Origin of the sequence: Clostridium mediterraneense (assembly GCF_900091705.1) — a bacterium.
GTDB classification, from domain to species: domain Bacteria; phylum Bacillota; class Clostridia; order Clostridiales; family Clostridiaceae; genus Sarcina; species Sarcina mediterraneense.
Genome location: NZ_LT594785.1, coordinates 684421 through 706683 on the forward strand (window position 1 = coordinate 684421; position 22263 = coordinate 706683).

Annotated in this window: 16 protein-coding genes; all 16 read left to right on the forward strand. The window is 29.0% G+C overall.

All coding sequences use genetic code 11. From position 1 onward, the window contains the following. Window positions 1-22: 22 nt before the first annotated feature. The 16 genes from guaA (at window position 23) to BN8917_RS05350 (ending at window position 22211) form a co-directional block, all read left to right on the forward strand. The gene (gene guaA / locus BN8917_RS05275) at window positions 23-1552 is read left to right on the forward strand and encodes a glutamine-hydrolyzing GMP synthase (protein WP_066871611.1); all 1530 of its coding nucleotides are present in this window, start codon (window positions 23-25) and stop codon (window positions 1550-1552) included. Between the two features lie 588 nt (window positions 1553-2140). Beyond that, on the forward strand, window positions 2141-3583 hold the full coding sequence (nagE, locus tag BN8917_RS05280; RefSeq protein WP_066871614.1) for an N-acetylglucosamine-specific PTS transporter subunit IIBC: 1443 nt from the start codon (window positions 2141-2143) through the stop codon (window positions 3581-3583). Between the two features lie 143 nt (window positions 3584-3726). After that, entirely contained in the window at window positions 3727-5106 is a 1380-nt protein-coding gene (locus BN8917_RS05285) for an O-antigen ligase family protein (RefSeq protein WP_066871618.1), read from the forward strand. A 414-nt stretch (window positions 5107-5520) separates the two neighbouring features. Beyond that, entirely contained in the window at window positions 5521-6438 is a 918-nt protein-coding gene (locus tag BN8917_RS05290; RefSeq protein ID WP_066871620.1) for an ABC transporter permease, read from the forward strand. Between the two features lie 14 nt (window positions 6439-6452). Then, on the forward strand, window positions 6453-7418 hold the full coding sequence (locus BN8917_RS05295; protein ID WP_066871623.1) for an ABC transporter permease: 966 nt from the start codon (window positions 6453-6455) through the stop codon (window positions 7416-7418). A gap of 11 nt (window positions 7419-7429) precedes the next feature. Next, window positions 7430-8440: an ABC transporter ATP-binding protein gene (locus BN8917_RS05300; RefSeq protein WP_066871626.1), complete on the forward strand. Its 1011-nt coding sequence runs from the start codon at window positions 7430-7432 to the stop codon at window positions 8438-8440. Then, complete coding sequence (locus tag BN8917_RS05305) at window positions 8441-9418, forward strand: ABC transporter ATP-binding protein (RefSeq protein WP_066871629.1); 978 nt, start codon at window positions 8441-8443, stop codon at window positions 9416-9418. 58 nt (window positions 9419-9476) lie between these two features. Then, window positions 9477-11105: a peptide ABC transporter substrate-binding protein gene (locus tag BN8917_RS05310; RefSeq protein WP_066871632.1), complete on the forward strand. Its 1629-nt coding sequence runs from the start codon at window positions 9477-9479 to the stop codon at window positions 11103-11105. Between the two features lie 236 nt (window positions 11106-11341). Continuing rightward, window positions 11342-12688: a glucose-6-phosphate isomerase gene (locus tag BN8917_RS05315; protein ID WP_066871635.1), complete on the forward strand. Its 1347-nt coding sequence runs from the start codon at window positions 11342-11344 to the stop codon at window positions 12686-12688. 216 nt (window positions 12689-12904) lie between these two features. Next, window positions 12905-13342, forward strand: coding sequence for a YaiI/YqxD family protein (locus tag BN8917_RS05320; protein ID WP_066871638.1), 438 nt, complete (start codon window positions 12905-12907; stop codon window positions 13340-13342). 250 nt (window positions 13343-13592) lie between these two features. After that, window positions 13593-15599 (forward strand): triple tyrosine motif-containing protein, encoded by a 2007-nt coding sequence (locus BN8917_RS05325; RefSeq protein WP_066871641.1) that lies wholly within the window; start codon window positions 13593-13595, stop codon window positions 15597-15599. A gap of 24 nt (window positions 15600-15623) precedes the next feature. Then, window positions 15624-16331 carry a lytic transglycosylase domain-containing protein gene (locus BN8917_RS05330; protein WP_066871644.1) on the forward strand — a complete coding sequence of 236 codons (708 nt, stop codon included), beginning with the start codon at window positions 15624-15626 and terminating at the stop codon, window positions 16329-16331. Between the two features lie 103 nt (window positions 16332-16434). Continuing rightward, entirely contained in the window at window positions 16435-17154 is a 720-nt protein-coding gene (locus tag BN8917_RS05335; RefSeq protein WP_066871647.1) for a pseudouridine synthase, read from the forward strand. Window positions 17155-17511: 357 nt separating this feature from the next. After that, entirely contained in the window at window positions 17512-19794 is a 2283-nt protein-coding gene (pcrA, locus tag BN8917_RS05340; protein WP_066875385.1) for a DNA helicase PcrA, read from the forward strand. Window positions 19795-19893: 99 nt separating this feature from the next. Continuing rightward, window positions 19894-21882, forward strand: a complete 1989-nt coding sequence (gene ligA, locus BN8917_RS05345; protein ID WP_066871650.1) for an NAD-dependent DNA ligase LigA — start codon at window positions 19894-19896, stop codon at window positions 21880-21882. Between the two features lie 44 nt (window positions 21883-21926). Then, window positions 21927-22211: a hypothetical protein gene (locus BN8917_RS05350; RefSeq protein WP_066871653.1), complete on the forward strand. Its 285-nt coding sequence runs from the start codon at window positions 21927-21929 to the stop codon at window positions 22209-22211. Window positions 22212-22263: the final 52 nt, after the last annotated feature.

The following is a 22263-nucleotide window of genomic DNA, read 5'->3' on the forward strand; positions in this document are numbered from 1 at the left end:
AATTAGTTACGGAGGAGTTCATATGAAGGATTTAGTTTTAATAGTTGACTTTGGTGGACAATATGGTCAACTTATAGCAAGAAGAGTTAGAGAGTGTGGAGTTTATTGTGAAATAGTTCCTTACACTTATGGAGTAGAAAAAATAAAAGCAAGAAATCCTAAAGGAATTATTTTTACTGGTGGACCAAATTCAGTTTATGGAGAAGATTCACCACAAATAGATAAATCTATTTATGAACTTGGAGTTCCTGTACTTGGAATTTGTTATGGAGAACAATTAATGGCTCATACTTTAGGAGGAAAAGTTTCAACAGCTCCTAATGGAGAACATGGAAAAACTGCTATTGAGCTTGATGGTTCTTCAGCCTTATTTGAAGGTATTAATTCAAATGAAGAATGTTGGATGACTCATGTTGATTATGTAGAAAAAGCACCAGAAGGATTTAAAGTAATAGGAAAAACTAAAGATTGTCCAATGGCTGCTATTGAAAATACAGAAAAGAAATTATATGGAGTTCAATTCCACCCAGAAGTAGAACATACTCCATTTGGAAAGAAGCTTCTTTCTAACTTTGTTCATAATATATGTGATTTAGAAAGCTCATGGAGTATGGCTTCATTTGCTGAATCAAAAATCCAAGAAATTAAAGAAATTGTTGGAGATAAAAAACTTATCTGTGCTTTATCAGGTGGAGTAGATTCATCAGTTGCAGCACTTATGGTTCATAAGGCAGTTGGAAAGCAACTTACTTGTATCTTTGTTGATCATGGTTTACTTAGAAAAGATGAAGGAGACCAAGTTGAAAAGGTATTTAAAGAAAAGTTTGATATGAACTTAATAAGAGTAAATGCAAAAGATAGATTCCTTGGAAAATTAAAAGGAGTTTCTGAACCTGAAAAGAAGAGAAAAATAATTGGTGAAGAATTCATTAGAGTATTTGAAGAAGAAGCAAATAAGCTTGGAGATATCAAATTCTTAGTTCAAGGTACTATTTATCCAGATGTAGTTGAAAGTGGAACAGATACTTCAGCAGTTATTAAGAGTCACCACAATGTTGGTGGACTTCCAGAAGATATGGAATTCAGCTTAATTGAACCTTTAAGAGAATTATTTAAAGATGAAGTTAGAGCAGTTGGTGAAGAATTAGGAATCCCACATAAATTAGTGTGGAGACAGCCATTCCCAGGACCAGGTCTTGCTATTAGAGTTTTAGGTGAAGTAACACCTGAAAAACTTGAAGTAGTAAGAGAAGCTGATGCTATCTTTAGAGAAGAAGTTGCAAATGCAAATCTTGATGAAACAATATGGCAATACTTTGCTGTACTTCCTAATATACAATCAGTTGGAGTTATGGGAGATGCAAGAACATATTGTCATACAGTAGGACTTAGAGCAGTTAAGTCAACAGATGGAATGACATCAAACTGGTTCCCAATACCTTATGATGTATTAGAAACAGTATCAAGAAGAATAGTAAATGAAGTTCCAGGAGTAAATAGAATAGTCTATGATGTAACTTCAAAACCACCAGCAACAATTGAGTGGGAATAATACTATAAATTAGAATAATAATTTTGAAATTTTAGATATAAGTTTAGATTAAATAAACGAATTTACTAATAAAAAATGGCTAACGAATGAAACAATAAATTTAAATGACTGATAATTAATGAATTTTAAATAAGTGAATGAATTAAAAAACGAATGAATTAAATTAAAAGAATTTTCTAAGAAAAGCTCTAGTAGATTAATCTATTAGGGCTTTTTCTTTTGATATAAAATAAAAGAGGGAATGGAAATTAATAATTATATAAGATAAAATATTTTAAATTTAGGTCTAAAATTTTGAATAAAGTAATATAAAACTTTTAAAAGTTAACTATCTATTAATATTTTTAATTAAATGTAAAAATATAAAAATATGGTTGAAATTGTAAAATGAAAATGTTATCATTAAATCATCAAGTTTAAGTTTAATAATTTAAAAGTTTTGAAGCGTGTAACCATTTAAATTGGGCATTAGCTGAAAGATTTTAGTGAACTATATGTTTACTATATATCTTTCGGCTTTTTTTATTGTAATTATTAGTATTTTTTGTTGCACTTAATCAAAGCTTAAAAATAAAAGGAGGATTTATAATGGGAAAGAAAGTAATAAATTTCTTACAGAGGATTGGTAAATCTCTTATGTTACCAATAGCAACCCTTCCGGTAGCAGCATTACTTTTGAGACTTGGACAAGACGATATAATTCAATTCTTCCATTTACCTGAATACTTTGGATTCTTATCAGCAGCTGGTAGTGCTTTATTTGATAATTTACCTTTAATATTTGCTATAGGTGTAGCAATTGGGCTTTCAGATGATGGTAATGGAGCAGCAGGACTTTCAGGAGCTGTTGGTTATTTAGTTCTTGAAAAAGCAAGTAGATTTATATGGACTCTTCAATATGGAGAAGAACTCTCATCTACATTGAAATTTGATAGTTTTGGTGGAATAATAGCAGGTATCATAGCTGGATATTGTTATAATAAATTTAAAAATAAAAAGCTTCCAGAATTCTTAGGATTCTTTGGAGGTAGAAGATTAGTACCTATAATGACAGCTTTATGTTGTGTAATCCTTGCAGTAGTATTTGGATTCACATGGAAATCAATACAAGGTGGAATTAATGCAGTAGGGGCTTCAGTTGTTGGATTAGGAGCAGTAGGAGCTGGACTGTTTGCATTATTAAATAGATTCTTGATTCCTATGGGACTTCATCATGTTCTTAATTCATATTTCTGGTTTACACTTGGTGATTTCAATGGAAAAGCAGGAGATTTAAATAGATTTTTTGCAGGAGATCCAACAGCGGGTACTTATATGGCAGGGTTCTTCCCAGTAATGATGTTTGGTCTTCCAGCAGTAACACTTGCAATCTATTTTGCTGCTAAAAAAGAAAAAAGAAAAGCAGTTGCTGGTATGCTTGCTAGTTTAGCATTTACAAGTTTCTTAACTGGTATAACAGAACCAATAGAATTTATGTTTATATTCCTATCACCAGTATTATTAGTAGCTCATGCAATTATAAGTGGTATTTCAATGGCTGTTACTTCAGCATTAGGAGTTCTGCATGGTTTTGGATTCTCAGCAGGATTTATAGATTATGCTCTTAACTTTAATTTAGCAACAAAACCTTTAATGATAATTCCTATAGGTCTTGGAATTGCAGCACTTTATTTCTTTGTATTCTTATTCTTAATTAAGAGATTTAATGTACCTACACCAGGTAGAGAAGATGATGATGATGAATTTGTAGAAAATACTAAGATTTCAGCAAGTTCAGATATGAAAGCTATTGCTGTAGAATATATAAATGCATTAGGTGGACAAGAGAATATTAAGACAGTTGATAACTGTATAACAAGACTAAGACTTGAAATAGGAACATCTAAAAATGTTAATGAAGCAAAACTTAAATCTCTTGGAGCAAGAGGAGTAGTAAGATTAAGTGATACTTCAATTCAAGTTATAGTAGGAACAAATGTACAATTTGTATCAGATGCAATTAAACAAGAACTTAATAAAGTTAAAGCTTAATTTATAAAATAATTAAGGAGTTATCTATTATAGATAGCTCCTTTATTTTTTATGAGATTAGGAGAGAATGTAGAATTTTAATAGAATTTATAGGAATAAAAGTAAAATATGTTATAATTTATGGTGGTGGTGAGGAGTTATTTATGTTAGAAAAATTTAATGGGATTTTTAAAAGAGATTTTTCAAATAGGGAAGTAATAAATTTTATAATATATTCAATGGTAATAATTATGCCATTTATTATAGTTAAAAATTTGAATCCTAATTATTTAATGGGAAAAGTAATTTTCACTTATGTTATGGGAGTACTTCTTTTAATTGTTCTTATAAAAGATAATTTTAAGAGTTTAAAAAAATCATTTAAAACACAAGTATCATTTAAAAAGGAAGATATAAAAAAGTTATTCAAAGAAAATATAGAAACAAGATTAATATTAGTAATGTTTTTAGCTTTATTATTTTCAACTTTATTTGGAATAGATATTATGAATGCTTTATTAGGAAATAAAAATAGATATGAAGGTCTTCTTATTTATGGAGTATATTTTCTCTTATTTATAGCTTCAACAAAATACATAATAATAAATAAAAAAATTATAGAGTTTATTTGTATAGTTGCTAGTTTTATGGCTATATATACAGTATTACAATTATATGGGATAGATCCTGTTTTTAAATTTTTGAAAGGAAGTTTAGTTGGTTTATCTGAATTTGGTTTTATAGGAAATAGAAATTTTCTTTCTACATATCTTTTAATTTTTGAAGCTATTTCTATGGGAGCATTTATTTTTTATAAAAATAATAGATATTTAATTTATTCAACTATAATTTTTTCTGGCATACTTAGTGGACAAACTAGAGGTGTGTGGGTAGGATTTTTGGCTATGTCTGCATTAGGATTTTTATTTATTATAAAAGATAAACAAAGATTAAAAAGAGCAGGAATTATATTAATTTGTTTTAGTGCAGCTTTTTTAGTTATAAATTTTAGTTCTGAAAATAAGATTATAAAAAGAAGTAAGACTATAGTTAGTGATATTGAAAAAATATCAAGTAATGATAAAAAGGAAATTAAGAGTGTTGGATCTAATAGAGTTAGTATATGGATTATGACTTTAAAATCAATAAAAAAGAATCCTATATTAGGGACAGGGCCAGATACTCTACATTTAAGGTTAGTAAGAGATGTTCCAGAGGATGTATATAGTATGATTTTAAGTCATAGAATATATCCAGATAAAGCTCATAATGAATTTTTAGAATATTGGGCAACAGGGGGGCTTTTAACTTTAGTTTCTTATTTAGGCTTAGTAATAAGTATATTAGTTAATTTATTTAAAAAGAGAGATAAAATATCAAAGATATTTATAATTATTATATTTGGATATTTAGTTCAGAGCTTCTTTAATATAAGTGTTATTCAAGTAGCTCCAATTTATTGGATTATTTTAGGGCTAGGAGTTAGGAGCTATAAAAATGGAATAGATATAGAATCTTTGACTAAAGAGATTCAATTAACATAAAAGTAGTGTATGACACTGCTTTTATTTTTTATGGTAAAAAATAATTATAATAAAAAAATTTTAATGATAAAAATATTTTAATAAAGTAAGTTATGTAGTCGATTAACATAAGTGTTTTATTTTACTTAAAAGAGTTTTTGAATTATGAATTTTGTAATAAAAAAAATCTTATATTATTAATTTGTTAATAAAAAGAATTATTTACAATTAAAGTAATTTATAGTATAATTATCATAATAATAAACAAGAGAGAAATTAAAGTATATTTTTATGAAGCTAGGAGTCAGGGGTTATATCTTAGCTTATATTTATACCTTTATGTGTATTTCTGTCGAATACAAGTGTTATTTACTGATGAAAAAATGTAAAGTTATTAAAGAATAAAAATAAAAAATTAAAATGGGGGCGATAAATATGGCAAAATACATATTTAAAAGGATTTTAATAAGTCTTGTAACTATTTTTGCAGTTGTGACAGTTACATTCTTTTTAATTAGGCTTATGCCAGGGGGACCTTTTGATGGTGAAAAAATGACACCAGAAATAAAGGCTAATTTAAATGAGAAGTATGGATTAGACCAACCTTTATCAAAACAATATACAATGTATATGGGAAATTTATTAAAAGGTGATATGGGAGAATCAATGGTGTTTAAAGGAAGAAGTGTAAATGAGAATATAGCTTATTCATTCCCAACATCAGCAAAGCTTGGTGGAGTTACAATAGTAGTTTCAGTTGTAGTTGGTGTTCTTCTTGGAATTATTGCAGCATTAAAGGCTGGAAAGTGGCCTGATAAGATATGTATGATTATATCCACTTTAGGAATAACTATACCTAGTTTTGTAATAGGAACCACGCTTATATATGTATTTACACTTAAGCTGAGAATACTTCCAGCAACAGGATTCTATGGAGCAGAGAATTATATTATGCCTGTCTTAGCTTTAGCAGGAAGCTCTATCGCATTTATAACAAGACTTACAAGAAGTAGACTTGCTGATATTCTACAATCAGATTTTATAAGAACAGCAAGGGCTAAAGGACTTAGTAAAAAAATAATAATAGTAAAACATGCTTTAAGAAATGCTTTAATTCCAATAGTAACTTATCTTGGAACTCTAACAGCAGGAATACTTACAGGAAGCTTTGTAGTTGAAAAGATATTTGCTATTCCTGGACTAGGAAATGAATTTGTTTTATCAGTTACTAATAGAGATTATTCAGCACTTCTTGGAATTACAGTTTTCTATTGTACTTTAATAATAGTTTGTAATTTAATAGTTGATATTTTATATGGAATTATAGATCCAAGAATTAAGTTAGAAGGTTAGAAAGGAGTTTTATTATGGCTGAAAAGACAAAAGAATATTTAGATAATATTGTTTTAAGTGAAGATGCATTTACTCCTTTATCTAAGGAAGAGAAAGATATTGATGCAATAGTTAGACCTAGTGTTGGTTATTGGAAAGATGCATGGAGAAGGCTTAAATCAAATAAAGTAGCTTTAATATCATTAATAATTATAATTTTAGTAATACTTGCAGCAGTATTTGTACCTAGTTTTTCAAAGTTTGCATATGATGAAAATAATCTTGAAATAGTAAATCAATCTCCAAGTGCAACTCATTGGTTTGGTACAGATCATTTGGGTAGAGATATTTTAGTTAGAGTTATGTATGGTGCTAGATATTCATTAATAATAGGTATATCAGCAGCAGTTATCAATATTATTATAGGTGTAATTTATGGTGCAATATCAGGTTTTGCTGGTGGTAGAATTGATAATTTTATGATGAGAATAGTAGATGTTCTATATTCAATACCTTTAACAATTTACGTTATTATTTTCATGTCTATATTTATGAAACCAGGTGAGGGGAAGAGTGGACTTGGAACTATAGTTCTATCACTTTGTATTTCATATTGGATTAATATGGCCAGAATAGTAAGAGGTGAAGTTCTTCAATTGAAACAACAAGAATTTGTTTTAGCAGCAAAAGCACTTGGAGCTTCAAAAATAAGAATATTATTTAGACATCTTATACCAAACTGTATTAGTTCAATCATAGTAACAATGACATTATTAATACCACAAGCTATATTTACAGAAGCATTCTTAGGATTTATAGGACTTGGTATTAATCCACCTCTTGCATCACTTGGAACACTTGCAAATGATGCTCAAAAGGTACTTACTATATATCCATATCAATTGCTTTTCCCATCACTTATGATTTGTATTATAATACTTGCATTTAATTTATTTGGTGATGGACTTACAGAAGCACTTGATCCTAAAAATAAGAGATAGGAGGAGGACATATGGCAAAATTATTGGAAGTTAAAAATTTAAAAACCTCCTTTGAAACACATATAGGTGAGGTAAAGTCAGTTAGAGGAGTAAGTTTTGATGTAGAAAGTGGAGAAGCTGTTGGAGTAGTTGGAGAATCAGGTTGTGGAAAATCTGTAACTATGATGTCAGTTATGAGACTTTTATCAGATAACGGAAAGATAATAGAAGGTTCAATTGAGTTTGAGGGTAAAGATTTATCAAAATATACAGAAAAACAAATGGAGTCAATTAGAGGAAAAGAGATGGCTATGATTTTCCAAGATCCTATGACTTCTTTAAATCCAGTTTTAAATATAGGTACTCAACTTACAGAACATCTTATAAAGCATGAGAATATACCAAAAAGTGAAGCTAAAAAAAGAGCTATAGAAATGTTAACACTTGTTGGTATACCAAGTCCTGAGAAAAGAATGAAGCAATATCCTCATGAATTTTCAGGTGGAATGAGACAAAGAGTTATGATAGCTATAAGTCTTATTTGTAATCCAAAGCTTATAGTTGCTGATGAGCCTACAACAGCTCTTGATGTTACTATACAAGCACAAATTCTTGACTTAATGAAGAATTTAAAAGATAAATTAAATACATCAATTATTCTTATTACTCATGATCTTGGGGTTGTTGCAGATCTTTGTACAAGAATTAATGTAATGTATGGTGGAGTAATTATAGAAAAAGGAACAACAGAAGATATTTTCTATAGAGCAAAACATCCATATACTTGGGGACTTTTAAATAGTGTTCCAAATCCAAAATCAATTACTAAAGAAAAACTAAAGCCAATAGATGGACAACCACCAGATTTACTGAAACCACCTGCAGGCTGCCCATTTGCAGCAAGATGTGATTATGCTATGAAAGTATGTTTAGAAAAGATGCCACCATATTTTGAAACTGGTGAAAATCAAAAGACAGCTTGTTGGCTATGTCATAGAAATGCACCAAAAGTTGAGAGTCCTTTAGTAAAGGGGGAAGAATAGATGGAAAATAGAGAGGTTATTTTAGAAATAAATAATTTAAGTAAGTTCTTTCCTGTTAAAAAAGGCTTATTTAAAAAGCCAAGTTACGTTAAAGCAGTTGATGATGTTTCATTTTCAATTAAAAAAGGTGAAACTTTAGGACTTGTTGGTGAATCAGGTTGTGGAAAAACAACTACAGGAAGAACTATTTTGAAGTTATATGAACCAACATATGGAAATATAATTTATAAAGGAAAAGATATTACTAATCTTTCAGAAAAAGAAATGGTTCCTTTAAGAAGAAAAATACAAATGATTTTCCAAGATCCATATGCTTCACTTAACCCAAGAATGACAGTTGGAGATATAATTGGTGAGGCAATTGATATCCATGGTCTTTATAAAGGTGAAGAAAGAACAAATAGAATAAGAGATTTACTTTTCAAGGTTGGACTTAGTGGTGATCATATAAATAGATATGCTCATGAATTTTCAGGTGGGCAAAGACAAAGAATTGGTATTGCAAGAGCTCTTGCTGTTGAACCAGAAATAATTATTTGTGATGAACCTATATCAGCACTAGATGTTTCAATTCAGGCTCAGGTTATAAATATGCTAGAAGAGTTACAAGAAGAAATGGGGCTTACTTATCTTTTTATAGCACATGATCTTTGCATGGTAAAACATATATCAACTCATATAGGAGTAATGTATCTTGGAAAAATGGTTGAAAAGGGGCCAAGTGACAATGTTTATTTAGAGCCAAAACATCCATATACAAAGGCACTTTTATCAGCAGTTCCTATTCCAGATCCAGATATAGCTAAAAATAATAAAAGAATAGTTTTAGATGGAGATATTCCATCACCTATAGATCCACCAGAAGGGTGTAGATTTAAAGGAAGATGTAAATATGCTATGGATATCTGTGGTAAAGTTACACCACAACTTAAAGAAGTAGAGAAAGAGCATTTTGTTGCTTGTCATCTATTTGAATAATATCGGTATTAAGTTGCGTTAGCAATATTTAATATAAATAATTTAAGGGGGGCAAATTATGAAATTTACAAAATTAAAGAAATTTTGTGCTATTGCTATGACTGTAGCAATAGGAGCAAGTTTAGCAGCTTGTGGCAGTGATGCAAGCTCAGCATCTGCTGGAAAAGAGGGGAAGAAGTTAATTTATAATATGGGGGCAGATCCAAAAACTCTTGATCCAGCATTAAATGAAGAGGTTCAAGCAGGAACAGCTATAGAAAATTCATTTGAAGGACTTATGAGATTGAATGCTGAGGATAAGGCAGAACCAGGAGTGGCTGAAAAATATGATTTATCAGAAGATAAGCTAGTGTATACTTTCCATTTAAGAGATAATGCTAAATGGTCAGATGGTAAAGCTGTTACAGCTGATGATTTTGCTTATGCATGGCAAAGAGCATTAGATCCTAAGACAGGGTCAGCATATGCTTATCAACTTTATTATATTAAAGGGGCAGAAGCTTTTAATAAAAAGAAAGGTGATGCTAAGGATTTAGGAATCAAGGTTATTGATGAAAAGACTTTAGAAGTAACTCTTGAAAATCCTACACCATATTTCCCAGAACTTATGGCATTTCCAACTTATATGCCTGTAAGAAAAGATATTGTTGAAGGTAATGAATCTTGGGCAACAAAACCAGAAACATATATCTCAAATGGGCCTTTCCAATTAAAAGAATGGAGACAAAAAGATGCTTTAGTTTATGAAAAGAATGAAAATTATTGGAATAAGGATTCTGTAAAACTTGATACTTTAGAAATGAGAATGATAGCAGATGAAAATTCAGCTTATTCATCATTTAAAGCAGGAGAAATTCATATGGTTGATACTATACCATCAGCTGAAATTGCAGGAGCAGTTAAAGAAGGTGTAGGTAAAATTTATCCTCAACTTGGAACTTATTATTACTCAATAAACGTTACAGGAAATAGTATGAGTCCTGAAGCTTTAAGAAATCCAGATGTTACTAAGGCTTTAAATCTTGCTATTGATAGAGAAGCTATTGTTAAAAATGTTACTAAAGGAGAACAAGTTCCAGCTACTAGCTTTGTACCAGAAAGTGTTAAGGATTCACAAGGAAATGTATTTAGTAAAAAAGAATACTTCCCAGCTAAAGGTAATGTAGAAGAAGCTAAAAAATTATTAGCAAAGGCTGGCTATCCAGATGGAAAGGGTCTTCCAACAATTACTTTAATGTTTAATACAGAAGGTGCACACAGTGAAATAGCTCAAGCTATTCAAGGTATGTGGAAAAAGATTGGTGTTAATGTTGAACTTAAGAATGAAGAATGGAAAGTATTCCAATCAACAAGAAATAATAAGAATTATCAAATTGCTAGACATGGTTGGGTTGGAGACTATGTAGATCCTATGACTTTCTTAGATTTATTTGTTACAGGAACTGGAACAAATGATGCAGGATATAGTAATCCTAAATATGATGAGCTTATAACTAAGGCAAAGGTAGAAGTTGATTCTGCTAAGAGAGATCAATTATTAAAGGATGCTGAAGAAATATTATTAACTGATATGCCAATAATTCCTTTATACTATTATACACAACCAAAATCAATTCAAAAGAATGTTAAGGGAGTTAGAGTTTCTCAACTTGGATTTGTATTCTTTGATAAAGCAGATGTAGAATAAAAAATATAAGAAGTTACCTTTTTAAAGGGTAGCTTCTTTTTTGTTTAGAATTTAAACATTTACATACAAAATTAAAGTAATAATAAGTTATGTAGAGAAATAAATATTTATAGTATATAAATTGGTATAAAATAAGGAGATAGAATATAAATGTTAAATTGTTATTAAATTATTTTATATGATAAAATATAATTATATCTTATAGTACAATACGAAAGGGTTGGAGGTTTTAGTATATGAATACATTAAAGCTTGATTTATCAAAGGCTACTAGCTTTTTAGGTGAACATGAAATAAAGTATATGCAAGAAGCAGTAGAGATGGCACATAAAAAATTACATGAGGGAACAGGAGCTGGAAGTGACTTTTTAGGATGGGTTGACTTACCAGTTAATTATGATAAAGAAGAATTTGCTAGAATAAAGAGTGCAGCAGAAAAAATTAAGAGTGATTCAGATGTTTTAATAGTTATAGGAATAGGTGGATCATATCTTGGAGCTAGAGCAGCTATAGAAATGTTAAGTAGTAATTTCCATAATGCTTTAGATAACAATAATAGAAAAGCACCAAAAATATTCTATGTAGGTAATAATATAAGTTCAACATATATGCATGATTTATTACAAGCAATAGAAGGAAAAGATATAAGTCTTAATATTATTTCAAAATCAGGTACTACTACAGAACCTGCAATAGCTTTTAGAATATTAAAAGACTATATTGAAAAGAAATATGGAAAAGAAGAAGCTAAGAAGAGAATATATGCAACAACAGATGCAGCTAAGGGAGCATTAAAAGGTTTAGCTGTTCAAGAAGGATATGAACAATTTGTAGTTCCTGATAATGTTGGAGGAAGATTCTCAGTATTAACAGCAGTTGGATTACTTCCAATAGCAGCAGCTGGAATTGATATAGATGAAATGATGAAGGGTGCTAGTGATGCAAGAGAAGAATACTCAAATCCTAATGTTTTAGAAAACGATTGTTATAAGTATGCAGCAGCAAGAAATGCTTTATACAATAAAGGAAAAGCTATTGAAATCTTAGTTAACTATGAACCAAATCTTCAATACTTCGGAGAATGGTGGAAACAATTATATGGTGAATCAGAAGGTAAGGATGGAAAATCATTATTCCCAGCATCAGTTAACTTCTCAACAGATTTACACTCAATGGGTCAATATATTCAAGAAGGTAGCAGAAATATATTTGAAACAATTATAAATGTAGAAAAGCCAAGATATGAAGTTACTATAGAAGCAACAGAAGATAATGCTGATGGACTTAACTTCTTAGCTGGTAAAACAATGGACTTTGTAAATAAGAAAGCTTTTGAAGGAACATTACTTGCTCATAATGATGGAGGAGTTCCAAATCTTATAGTTAATGTTCCAGAACTTACACCTTACTACTTTGGTAAGATGGTATACTTCTTTGAAAAGGCTTGTGGAATAAGTGGATATTTACTTGGAGTAAATCCATTTGACCAACCAGGAGTTGAAGCATATAAGAAGAATATGTTTGCTTTACTTGGTAAGCCAGGATTTGAAGATATGAAAGCTGAACTTGAAAAAAGATTATAATATTTTAAAAGGATACCTTATTAAAGGTATCTTTTTTTGTTTGTAGATAAAAATTTTATTTACTATTTTTAAATTTGGAGTATTATATATTTAATAAATAAATTTTTATTTGTAATATTTTTTAGTTTTAAATAATTTTTATCATAAAACAAATATTAATAAGAAGGATTGAATTTGCTTCCTTATTAATATAGGATAATAAAAGAGGTGAATTTTATGAGAATTATAGTTGATGGAGATGGGTGTCCAGGTATTTCTTATATTGAAAAAGTAGCAAAGGAAGAAAATATTGATTTGTTAGTTTATTCAACTATAGATCATAATATTAACTTAAACTATGGTGAAGTAAAAAGAGTAGATGCTGGATTTCAATCAGTTGATATGTATGTAATTAATGATACTAAAGAAGGAGATATTGTTATATCTCAAGATTTTGGTGTAGCTGCTCTTGCTTTAGGAAAGAAAGCTTATGCTATTTCTCCTAAAGGTATGATTTTTAGTAATGATAATATAGAAAGATTATTATTTGAAAGACATTTATCTCAAAAAGCTAGAAAGGCTGGATTAAGAGGTAAAAATGCTAGTAAAAGAAAAAAAGAAGATGATATAAATTTGTATAATACAATTAAGAAAGTAATTAATCAAGAAAAATAGAAATCTCAGGTTAAACCTGAGACTTCTATTTTAATGGTTTGATTATATGGATATAATAAAATTAGGAGATTTATAGTGTTAGGTCTTAACACTAAATTTATTATGTGTATTTTTAATTATATTATTCATAAATTTATCTAAAAAATTTGATATTGAAAAGGTCTAAATTATGTTTACATAATATGGCAGAAGTTGTATAATTTGAGTAGAGGTATGCGAATGGTAGAGAATATTGGCAGGGGTGTTTAATATGGATGATATATATATAGATCTTTTCAGTAGACAAGTTGATGATAGAGATGTTTTTGATATAAAAGTAGAAAATAATACAAATGAAAAATTACTTTATAAAATACTTATAGGAAGAGAGGGAGTATGGGAAGCTTTAGATGAGGAGTTTGTAGATTGTGATGAATTCTTTTGGAATCCTATTCAAAAAGGAAATTATCATATAATAGCTGAAGCGAAAAAGCTTAATTCAGTAAAATCCTTTGATTATAAAGCATCCAGAAGTGTAACTGTGGGAATAAATGATGAAAGTCTAATTAGAGATGTAGATATAAATAAAGATGTCTTTGAAATAGGAGAAAAAATAGAAATATCAGTTGATACTAATAAAGCGCTTGTTATGTATAGATATTTTATTAGTTCAAATGAAGGCTGGAGATTAATAAGAGATTATACTCCAGATAATAAACTTAATTTTACTGCAAATGAACCTGGTAATTTTGAAATTTTAATTGAGTGTAAGCAGCCAAATTCAAATAATAATTTTGATGATTATGAAACTTTAAACTTTACAGTTAATAATATAGCTAATGTTGAAGTTGTTAATTTTCAGTGTTTAGCAGGTGAACTTCTTTGTGGAGAAGAACTTATATTTAAGGTAGATGCAAATTTTGAGGATGATAGAACAGGTCTTTATAAATTTGTTAAAGTAAATCCAGATGGAAGTACTATTTGTATACAGGATTATTCATCAAGAAATATGGTTAGCTTTACTGAAAATGAAAGTGGTGAATATAAGCTTATGTGTTACATAAGAGATATGTACTCCACAAGAGAATTTGATGATAGAGCACTTATGGTTTATAAAATCAAACCATATAGAGATATAAATCTTAAAAGTTTAACAACTGATGTTATTTCTCCAGCTGTGGTTGGTGATGATATAAATATTAAAGCTATAGTTACAGGAGGAAAAGACCTTAGATATAGATTCAAAATAGAAGGACCTCATTTTGAGGAATCAGGGTATAGAAAAGATAATAATTTTGTTTGGAATGCAAAAAGTGAAGGATATTATAAAATAGTACTTTGGGTTAAGGATGAAAGTTGTCCTGATGATTATGAATTAGAAGCAAGTATTAACTTTATAATAGAAGCAGATGTTAGAAAAACAATTAGAATAACTAATATAAATATGGACCATAATGGAGTTCATTTAGTTGGTAAACCAATTAAAGTAAGTGTTGATACTGATAGAGTAGAATCTATTAAATATGCTTTTGAATTTATTAAAGATGGTAGAGTTGTACATGAAACTGAATATAGGGATTATAACTGGGCAGAGTTTATTCCAGAGGAATCAGGATTTTATGATGTTAGTATAAAAGTTAAGGACAAGTACTCTCATAAAGAATATGATACTCATAGTTTAGTTCATCTAGAAGTTAAATTATATAATGAAGCAAAGATAGACCATATTTTAGTTCCAGCTAAAGATTATTTCCTTGTTGGTGATCATATAAATATTGAACCTATTGTTACTAATACTAGTGAGACTCTTATGAGATATGTGACTACTATTAATGGACATATTGTTGAGGAAACAGATTTTGCTAATGTGGAAAAGCTTATAGTTACACCAAAATGTCCAGGTAAATATGTTGTTCAGATATATGTGAAAAATGTTAAGTGTTTAGTTGGATTTGATAGTAAAAGAGAGGTTAAGTTTTATGTAAATGAAGCACCACCTATAACAAATACAACTGTATTTGCTAATAAAACATTATTTAAGATTAATGAAGAGATTAGTTTTAATGTTAATAGTGAAGGTGGAAAAGGGACTTGCTATGAATTCTATATAATGAAAAATGGAAACTGGGAATTAAGACAAAGATATAGTAGAAAGAAATATTATTTATTTAGACCTTTTGCAGAAGGGGATTATAGAGTTTTAGTTCTTGCTAAAAGTCATTATAAGAAATGTGCTTATGAGGACTATGGTATTTTTGAATTTAGAGTAGAAGAATAGACAGAATTTAAGGGGAGAAAATTTATGAAGATAGAGGGTTTAGGTTCAGAACAAATAGCAGCATTTATGCTATTAAGTCAGATGAAGAGTAGCAGTAAGGAAAGTTCACCTATTTTTGATATTGTGATGCATTCAGTTTTATCTTCAATGACTAATAGTAATAATTCTACAGAAAGTAGTAATCTAAGTGATTTAAAGAAAGAAGAGAATAATGAGGTAATCTTAAAGCCTTTAAATCCAAGTTTAACTTCTCAGGAAAATAAAGTTAATGTAGAAAGTAATATTAATGTAGAAACTAAGATTGAGAGTAACAATAATATTACTTTAACAGAACAAAGAATAAATGTAGCTATTGAAAATGCTTCTAAAAAATATAGAATTGATAAGGGGATTATTAGAGCAATTATAAAAGCTGAATCTAATTTTAATCCTAGTGTTACTTCATCAGCAGGAGCACAAGGACTGATGCAGATAATGCCTGCTAATTTTAGTTTTTTAGGTATAAGTAATGGATATGATATAGAACAAAATATTAATGGTGGAGCAAAACTCCTAAGAAATTATCTTGATAGATATAATGGAAATCTTGAAATGGCTCTTATGGCTTATAATGGAGGGCCAGGAACTATGGAAAGAAGAGGAGTTAAATCTGCTAGTGATTTGTATAAAATGCCAAAGGAAACACAAAATTATGTTCCGAAGGTTTTAAAATATTATAGAGATAGAGTTTAATTGTACGGGAGTAAATCTAAATTATTTTTGGGATTTGCTCTCTTTTTGGTATAATGTAAAAATGATATAGAGCATAAATGTTTAGTTTTAGGAGGAAGAAGTTTTGGAAAGATTAGATAAAATACTTTCAAATTTAGGATATGGAACTAGAAAAGAAATAAAAAAGGTTGTTAAACAAGGTTTAGTAACAGTTAATGGTGTTGTTGTTAAAGACAATAATATGAAGGTTAATCCTTATGAAGATTCTATTTTTGTTGGTGATGAAGAAGTAGTTTATAGAGAATTTATATATCTTATAATGAATAAGCCAGCAGGAGTTATTTCAGCTACTTTTGATAATAGAGAGGAAACAGTGGTAGATTTACTTTATCCAGAGCATCAAGTTTTTGAACCTTTCCCAGTTGGTAGACTTGATAAAGATACAGTTGGTTTATTACTTCTAACTAATGATGGTGAATTAAACCATAAGTTAATTTCTCCTAAGTCAGGGGTAAATAAAGTTTATTTTGCACATATAAATGCTGAAGTTGATGAAAGTGATATAAAAGCATTTGAAAATGGTATTACTATTGATGATGGATATAAGTGTATGCCAGCAAAGCTTAAGGTTATTGAAAACTTAGGTGATATGTCAAAAGTTGAAGTTACTATTCAAGAAGGTAAATTCCATCAAGTTAAAAGAATGTTTGAGGCTAGAGGGAAGAAAGTTGAATATTTAAGAAGAATTAAATTTGGTAATATTGATATAGATGAATCTTTAAATGAAGGTGAGTATAGAGAGCTTACTCAAGAAGAATTAGATTTATTATGCAAAGATTTTTAATCTAATTAAAAAGTTGGTAATAAGTAGAAAATTTAGAGGTAATAAATTACAAAAAATAATTTAAATCACTTGCATTTAGAAATCCTTTTTAATATAATGTTAATGCAAGGATAAATAAAAGGATAAATAGCCCCCTTTTTATTTATTGCTTATTGCTAAGACGCAACCTGGCCCCAAGGGTTGCGTTTTTATTTTAAGCCTTAATATATGCGATATTTAGTTTTATATCTTATATATTAGGGCTTATTTTATTTATAAAAATGATTTATAAATTAAGAAAAATTATAATGATATATGGTAAAAAATTATTATGTTATAATAGATAAATATAGAATAGTAAAAGAAGGAGTTGGTCTTGTGGATTTAAAAAGCTTACTTAATAAAGAACAATATGAAGCTGCAACAACTATAGATGGTCAAGTTTTAATACTTGCAGGAGCAGGATCAGGAAAAACAAGAGTATTAACTCATAGAATAGCTCATATGCTTAAAGATTTAGATATAAGACCTTATAATATATTAGCAATTACATTTACTAATAAGGCAGCAGCAGAGATGAGAGAAAGAGTTAAAGCTTTAGTTGGTGATGATGCTGATAGAATGTGGATATCTACATTCCACTCAACTTGCGTAAGAATTTTAAGAAGAGAAATAGATAAAATAGGATATAAAAAAGATTTTACTATTTATGATTCTTCAGATCAAAAAACTCTAATTAAACATATAATGAAGGAATTAGAGATTAATGAAAAAGATATATCAGATAATGAGATTTTAGGAAGCATAGGTAAAGCTAAAGATAATCTTCAAAGCCCTTCTGCGTATAGAAGAGAAGTAGAAGGAAATTATAGAAAAGAAAAAATAGCAAATGCTTATGAGTTATATCAAAAAAGACTTAAGAGTAATAACGCTTTAGATTTTGATGATTTAATAGGAAAAACTGTTGAGTTATTTAGAACTTCAGAAGAAGTTTTAGAATTTTATCAAAATAAATTTAAATACATAATGATAGATGAGTATCAAGATACTAATAAAGCTCAATATGAATTTGCAAGAATGCTTGCTGATAAAAATAAAAACATCTGTGTTGTTGGTGATGATGACCAATGTATTTATGCATGGAGAGGAGCAGATATTAAGAATATTCTTGATTTTGAAAAAGATTATCCAGATGCTAAGGTTGTAAAACTTGAGCAAAACTATAGATCTAAAGGAAATATTCTTGAAGCTGCTAATAGAGTTATAAAAAATAATTTAGAGAGAAAATCTAAGGTTTTAAGAACTGAAAAAGAAGCAGGTAATAAAATTACTATAGAAAGAAGTTTTTCAGATAAGATGGAAGCTGCTTTTGTTGCAGGTGAAATTGAAAAACTTAGAGGGGGAGAGACATCTTGGAATTATAAAGATTTTGCAATTCTTTATAGAACAAATGCTCAATCTCGTACATTTGAAGAAAGTTTAAGAAGAGCGGGTATTCCATATAGAATTTTTGGTGGACTTAAATTCTATGATAGAAAAGAAATTAAAGATATCCTTTCATATTTAAAAGTTATAGTGAATCCACAAGATGATATAGCCTTAAAAAGAATTATAAATGTTCCAAAGAGAAGTATAGGTAATACAACTATTGATAAAGTTGATGAATATGCAGCAATGTATGATTTAGATTTTTATGATGCTTTATTATCAGTAGAAAATATACCTAGTCTTACATCAAGAGGTAAAAATCCTATAATTAGATTTGTTGATATGATGGAAGATATAAAGATAATGGCAGAATCATTAAGTGTATCTGAACTTATAGAATATGTTTTAGAACATTCAGGTTATATAGATGCTTTAAAGAATTCTAAGTTATTAGAAGATGAAAGTAGAATAGAAAATCTTAAGGAACTTGTTTCTGATGCTGTTGATTTTGAGAAAACTACTCCAGAAGAGGAGAGAAATCTTGCAACATATTTAGAAAAAGTTGCTTTAGTTCAAGATACAGATAATATGGAAGAGGATAGTAATTATGTAACTCTTATGACAATACATAGTGCTAAAGGATTAGAGTTCCCAGTGGTATTTATGGTTGGTATGGAGAATGGAATATTCCCAAATGCAAAAGCTATGGAAAAAGAAAGTGAGATGGAAGAAGCAAGAAGACTTTGTTATGTTGGTATAACAAGAGCTGAAGAAAAACTTTATATGACATCAGCTGAAACAAGAATGGTATTTGGTAAGACAGTGTCTTATCCACAATCAGATTTTATTAGAGAAATACCTATGGATTTAAAGGAATATCCAGAGAAGAAGGCGAATTCTTTAAGAAATGACTCAAGTTTCAAATCAACTTTTACATCTAGAAGCAATAATCCACATGGATTAACAAGTAGTTTTTCATATGGTAGCAATAGTATTAATAGAGAAAAAGCAACTAGAAAGTTAGATGATATACTTAGTGGAGGCAATGAAAGTGAAAAGGCACTTACTGCTGAAACTGCTAAGATGGGACAAAAGGTAAAGCATAGTAAGTTTGGAATAGGTACAATAATTACAACTTCAAAAGTTGGAGATGATATTAAGCTTACAATAGCTTTTGATAGCCAAGGAGTAAAACATTTAATGCTAAGCTTTGCTCATTTAGATTTAGTTTAGTTTTTATGATAAGCCTCCATTTTTTATGGGGGCTTATTTAAATATAAATTAAGGGTTATAATATAGTTAAGTTTAAAGATTAGAATTAAAGGAGTAAGTATGGATAAGAAAAAGAGAATAGAAGAGCTAGTAACTGAATTAAATAGATATGCTTATGAGTATTATACTTTAGCAAATCCTTCTGTTACAGATCAGGAGTATGATAAAAAGTATGATGAGCTTACAACTTTAGAAAAAGAATTAAATTATAGATTGCCATATTCACCAACTCAAAGAGTAGGAGATGTAGTCTTATCAGAATTTAAGAAATATAAACATAAAGCAGCTCTTTGGAGCCTTGGAAAAGCTCAAACTATTAAAGAAATAGAGGATTGGCATAAAAGGAACTTAAAATTTATAAATGAATATAATAATAATGCAACAGAAAAATTGCCAGAGCTTAAATATATAGTTACTAAAAAATTTGATGGTCTTACAGTTAATCTTTCATATGATGATAAAGGGATAATGGTAACAGGTGCAACTAGAGGAAATGGTGAAATTGGAGAAGATGTAACAGCACAAGTTAAGACAATAAAATCAATTCCATTAAAGATAAATTCAAATAATTTCTTAGAAATACATGGTGAGGCTGTAATGACAACAGAAGCATTTGAAAAATATAATAGTACAGCAGCAGTACCTCTTAAGAATTTAAGAAATGGAGCAGCAGGTGCTCTTAGAAATTTAAATGTAGCAGAAACAGCTAAAAGAGGATTATCAGCATTTTTCTATGATATAGGATATAAAGAAGGTCAGCCTTTTAAAACTTATGAAGAGATGTTAAATTTCATAAAAGAAAAAGGTTTCCCAATGGATGATTATATTAAGGTTTGTTATTCTATTAGCGATATAGAAAATGAGATTAAATATATAGAAGATATAAGATTTGATTTAAATTATGATATTGATGGACTTGTTATAGCAATAGATGATATAAGAACTAGAGAACTTTTAGGATACACAGTTAAGGCTCCTAAATGGGCTATTGCATATAAGTTTGAAGCTCAAGAAACAACATCAAAGCTTATAGATGTAGAATGGAACATAGGTAAGAGTGGAAGAGTTTCACCAACAGCTATAATTGAACCAGTTGAACTTGCTGGAGTAACAGTTAAAAGAGTAACACTTAATAATATGGATGATATTAAGAGAAAAGGCGTTAAGCTTGGAGCAGAAGTATTTGTAAGAAGAAGTAATGATGTTATTCCTGAAATTATGGGAGTAGTTGAATCAAGTCTTGAAGATGCAGAAGAAATTATTCCACCAACACATTGTCCATCATGTGGAAGTGAGTTACATCAAGATGGAGTTCATATATTCTGTGATAATACTTTAGGATGTAAATCACAGTTAGTAAAAACAATAGTGCATTATTCATCAAGAAATGCTATGAATATAGAAGGGTTTTCTGAAAGAACAGCAGAACAATTATTTGAAAAGTTAAATATAAAATCAATATCAGATTTATATAAGCTAGAGTATGAAAAACTTTTAGACCTAGATAAATTTGGTCCTAAAAAGGCTCAGAACTTATTAGATGCTATTGAAAAAAGTAAAGAGTGTGATTTAGCAGCATTTATTTACGCACTTAGTATTCCTAATGTAGGTGTTAAGACTGCTAAGGATATAGTAAAAGAATTTAAAACTTTAGAAAATATTAAAAATGCAAAATTTGAGGATTTAGTTAAAGTTCCTGATGTTGGGGATATTGTAGCAGCTTGTATTATTAATTTCTTTAAAGAAGAAAGAATAGTTTCAGTAATAGATGAACTTTTAAATATTGGAGTAAATCCAAGTTATGAAGAGACTGAAACTACTGAAAGTGTGTTTAACAATAAAACTGTGGTAGCAACAGGATCACTTAAAAATTATTCAAGAACAGAAATAAAAAATAAACTTGAAAGTCTTGGAGCAAAAGTTTCAGGAAGTGTAAGTAAAAAAACTGATTATGTCATAGCTGGTGAAGCAGCAGGGTCAAAATATGATAAAGCAGTAGAACTGGGAATAAAAATACTTACAGAAGAAGAGTTTGAGAAAATGATTTAATAAATTTATGGTTTTTATATTTTTTTAATTAAGGAGAAGATCACATGAGTTTGGATCAAGTAAAAGACAATACATCTGAAAATCAGGACGAGTGTATTATCCCTACGGAGGATGGTTGTTGTAATAAGATAGACGATAAACAAGAAGAGCTTATAAAAAAGTTTGTAAATGATATTTTAGATCAAAGACCTGAAATTGTAGAAAATTTTAATAAAGGAGAAATTTCTGCAATAGAAGAAGTAACTATTGAAGTACTTGAAAAACTTGATTTTGATTTAAAAATAGATATTCTTAGAAATATCGTTGGAGAAGAAATATTAATTAGATAGAATTTAAAAAATAGGATTTTAATAAAAAAGAACTACCCCATAAAAGGGATAG